Origin of the sequence: Pseudacidovorax intermedius (genome assembly GCF_001476815.1) — a bacterium.
Taxonomy (GTDB): Bacteria; Pseudomonadota; Gammaproteobacteria; order Burkholderiales; family Burkholderiaceae_C; genus Xenophilus; species Xenophilus intermedius_A.
Window position 1 is genome coordinate 1 of record NZ_LDSL01000078.1, and the last position, 3,785, is coordinate 3,785.

Sequence of the window (3,785 nt, forward strand, 5' to 3'; positions counted from 1 at the left end):
CTCGGGGTCGAGCGCCGAGGTGGGCTCGTCGAAGAGCATGACGATCGGGTCCATCGACAGCGCGCGGGCGATGGCCACGCGCTGCTGCTGGCCGCCGGAGAGCTGGCCGGGGAACTTGTCCTTGTGCGCCATCAGGCCCACGCGGTCGAGCATCTTCAGGCCGCGGGTCTTGGCCTCGTCGGCGCTGCGGCCCAGCACTTTCATCTGCGCGATGGTGAGGTTCTCGGTCACCGACAGGTGCGGGAACAGCTCGAAGTGCTGGAACACCATGCCCACCTTGGAACGCAGCTTGGGCAGGTTGGTCTTGGGGTCGTTGACCCGGATGCCGTTGACGACGATCTCGCCCTTCTGGATCGGCTCGAGCGCGTTCACGGTCTTGATCAGCGTGGACTTGCCCGAGCCCGACGGGCCGCACACCACCACCACATCGCCCTTGTCGATGCTCACCGAGCAGTCGTGCAGCACCTGGACGGGGCCGTACCACTTCGAGACGTTCTTGATTTCGATCATTTTTTCAGCCATGGAGCATTCCTCTCAGCGGTTCATCGGATGATGGCGATCTTCTTGTGCAGGCGCTTGACCAAGTAGGACAGCGCGTAGCAGATCACGAAGTAGACGACGGCGGCCAGCAGGTAAGCCTCGACCGGGCGGCCGAAGTTCTTGCCCGCCGTCTCGAAGCCCTTGAGCATGTCGTAGGCGCCGATGGCATAGACCAGCGAGGTGTCCTGGAACAGGATGATGGTCTGCGTCAGCAACACCGGCAGCATGTTGCGGAAGGCCTGCGGCAGGATCACCAGCGTCATGTTCTGCTTGTAGGTCATGCCCATGGCCTGGCCCGCGAAGACCTGGCCGCGCGGGATCGACTGGATGCCCGCGCGCATGATCTCGGAGAAGTACGCCGCCTCGAAGGCGATGAAGGTGATGTACGCCGACATCTCGGCGCCGATGGGGCGGCCGATCATGAAGGGCACCAGCAGGAAGAACCACAGGATCACCATCACCAGCGGAATGCTGCGCATGCCGTTGACGTAGATGGCCGCGGGCATGTCCAGCCACTTCTTGCCCGACAGGCGCATCAGCGCCAGCAGCGTGCCGAAGAAGATGCCGCCCAGCGTGGCCACGATGGTCAGCGTCAGGCTGAACCACAGACCCTTCAGGACGAAGTTGCTGATGACGCCCCAGTTGTAGAAGCCGAAGTCGAGGTTCATGTCAGGCCTCCCGCCGGGCCGTCCCAAGGGAGGCCTGTGCCCCCTCGGGGGGCAGCGAATACACGAAGTGAAGAGCGTGGGGGTGGAACTGCATCAATGTCCTCCCCCGGTACCAGCGGCAACGAAACCCGGCACCCGCAGCCGCTTCTCGATGAAGGCCATGATGCGGTTGATGATGAGCGCGGAGACGACGTACAGCGCCGTCACGCCGAAGTAGATCTCGATGGGCCGGGCGGTTTCCTCGCCGGCCTGCATGGCGAACTGCGTCAGCTCGGCGATCGACACGGCGAAGGCCACGGACGAGTTCTTGAAGATGTTCATCGACTCGCTGGTGAGCGGCGGAATGATGATGCGGTAGGCCATGGGCAGCAGCACGTAGCGGTAGTACTGCGGCGTGGTGAAGCCGACCGCCATGCCCGCGTAGCGCTGGCCGCGCGGCAGGGCCTGGATGCCCGAGCGCAGCTGCTCGGCGATACGCGCCGAGGTGAAGAAGCCCAGCGCCAGCACCACCAGGATGAAGGGCGGCACGTCGCGCATGGCGGGGATCAGCGCCGGCACCACGTGGTACCAGAGGAAGATCTGCACCAGCAGCGGGATGTTGCGGAAGAGCTCCACCCACGCGTTGCCGAAGCGCACCAGCCAGGGGTTGTCGGGCAGCGTGCGCAAGACGCCCACGATGGAGCCGGTGACGAGGGCGATGACCAGTGCGGTGAGCGCCACCGACACCGTCCAGCCCCAGGCCGACATCATCCATTGCCAATAGGTGGGGTCCTTCCCACCTGGATCCTGCAGGAAGACCTGCCAATCCCAATTTCCCATCTGGGCGCTCCTCGCTGTAGGGGTTGTGTATTCAAGAGCCGTGCCTCGCGCGCGCCGGGGCCGGCCGCGCGGGGCTCATACGCAAACGCCCGCCGAATTGGCGGGCGCTCGGGTCATTCAGACCTGCCGCGAAAGCTTGCCGATCACTTCTTGGCGTAGTCTTCCATCGGCTTGTCGTTGGGGTTCGCCCAGGCCGCCTTGGTGGCGTCCGACATCGGCAGGTTCAGGGCCGTGTTGGTCGGGGGGATGGGCTGCATGAACCACTTGTCGTACAGCTTGGCCAGCGAGCCGTCCTTGATCTGGCGGTCGATGGAGGCGTTGACGGCCTTCTTGAAGGCGTCGTCGCCCTTGCGCAGCATGCAGGCGATGGGCTCGACCGATAGCTCGGGGCCGACGATCTTGAAGCCGGCAGGGTTCTTGGACTTGGCGATGTTCGCAGCCAGGATGGAGCCGTCCATCACGAAGGCGTCGGCACGGCCGGACTCGAGCAGCAGGAAGCTGTCGGCGTGGTCCTTGCCCATGACTTCCTTGAAGTCGATGCCCTGGGCGCGCTCGTTCTTGCGCAGGGTCTGCACGGACGTGGTGCCGGTGGTGGTCACCACGGTCTTGCCGTTCAGGTCCTTGAGGTCCTTGATGGGGGAGTCGGCCCTGACGGCGGTGCGCACCACTTCCACATAGGTGGTGTGGGCGAAATCGACGTCCTTCTGGCGGGTGGCATTGTTGGTGGTGGAGCCGCACTCCAGGTCGACGGTGCCGTTCTGCACCAGCGGGATGCGGTTCTGCGAGGTCACCGGCGTGTAGACGATGTTGAGCTTCTTGCCGACGTCCTTGCTCAGGTCGTCGATGATGCGCTCGCCCATTTCGGTGTGGAAGCCGACGTACTTGCCGTTGCCCAGCGTGTACGACAGGGCCGAGGAGTCACGCACGCCGAGGCTGATGCTGCCGCTGGACTTGATCTTGGCCAGGGTGTCGTTGGCCTGCGCGAACGCGCCGCTGGTGGCGAGCGCCGCAATGGCGATGAGCGTGAGTTGCTTCTTCATGAATGAATGCTCCTTGGGGAGGGTCGAGGGAACGGCCGAAATTCTAGACATTCACCCTTTTCGGGATTACCCGAACCAGGGCGGTGCAGAACCCACCGGTATGGGGTGGAAAAAGGTGCGCCGCACAGCCGATTGTGGTGCACGCCTCCTCTGTGTCAGCCGATGTTCAGCAGGTAGCAGTCTCCATGCCCAGGGCATTCCTGGCCCATGTGCATGAAGGATGGAGGCATGCATACACGGCATGGCGAGCACGGCCGGCGGTGCCGGCCACCCCGTTGCGGGCGCGTGTACCACGAAAAAGCGCGTGCAGCGGCACTCACTCCAGCGCCGCCGCCGCGCTGCTCAGATAGCCCCACAGCAGGTCGGCCGCGCGTTTGGGCGCGGTGCCGGCCTCGCCGCGGGCCGGTGCGGCAGGGCGCTCGCGGTAGGCGCGGATTTCCATGGTCGCCTCCAGCGGCGCCATGTCGGGACCGTTGGCACTGACCAGCTTGCGGGCCCGCACCTCGTTGCGCACCGCGCTCTGCGGCAGGAAGGCGATGCCATGGCCTTCGAGCGCCATGACCTTCAGGCCCTCGGCCATGTCGGTTTCGTAGACGCGGTCCAGGTGGATGGGCACGGACGAGGCCTTGAGCAACTGGTCCACCACGCCGCCCAGGTAGGCGCCGGGCGCATAGCCCAGGTAGGGCAGCGGCCAGCCGGGCTGGCCCGGCAGTCGGTG

5 protein-coding genes are annotated in these 3,785 nt (G+C 65.1%); all 5 read right to left on the bottom strand.

Annotated elements, in window-relative coordinates:
* Positions 1 to 510 (bottom strand): amino acid ABC transporter ATP-binding protein (locus NS331_RS13440; RefSeq protein ID WP_058642493.1); only part of this gene is annotated, 510 nt, incomplete at its 3' end.
* A gap of 32 nt (positions 511 to 542) precedes the next feature.
* On the bottom strand, positions 543 to 1,208 hold the full coding sequence (locus tag NS331_RS13445) for an amino acid ABC transporter permease (protein ID WP_058642494.1): 666 nt from the start codon (positions 1,206 to 1,208) through the stop codon (positions 543 to 545).
* A 93-nt stretch (positions 1,209 to 1,301) separates the two neighbouring features.
* Complete coding sequence (locus tag NS331_RS13450) at positions 1,302 to 2,027, bottom strand: amino acid ABC transporter permease (protein ID WP_058642495.1); 726 nt, start codon at positions 2,025 to 2,027, stop codon at positions 1,302 to 1,304.
* A gap of 143 nt (positions 2,028 to 2,170) precedes the next feature.
* Positions 2,171 to 3,067, bottom strand: coding sequence for a transporter substrate-binding domain-containing protein (locus NS331_RS13455; RefSeq protein WP_058642496.1), 897 nt, complete (start codon positions 3,065 to 3,067; stop codon positions 2,171 to 2,173).
* Between the two features lie 316 nt (positions 3,068 to 3,383).
* A partial coding sequence (locus NS331_RS13460) for a LysR substrate-binding domain-containing protein (protein ID WP_242873741.1) occupies positions 3,384 to 3,785 on the bottom strand: 402 nt, incomplete at its 5' end.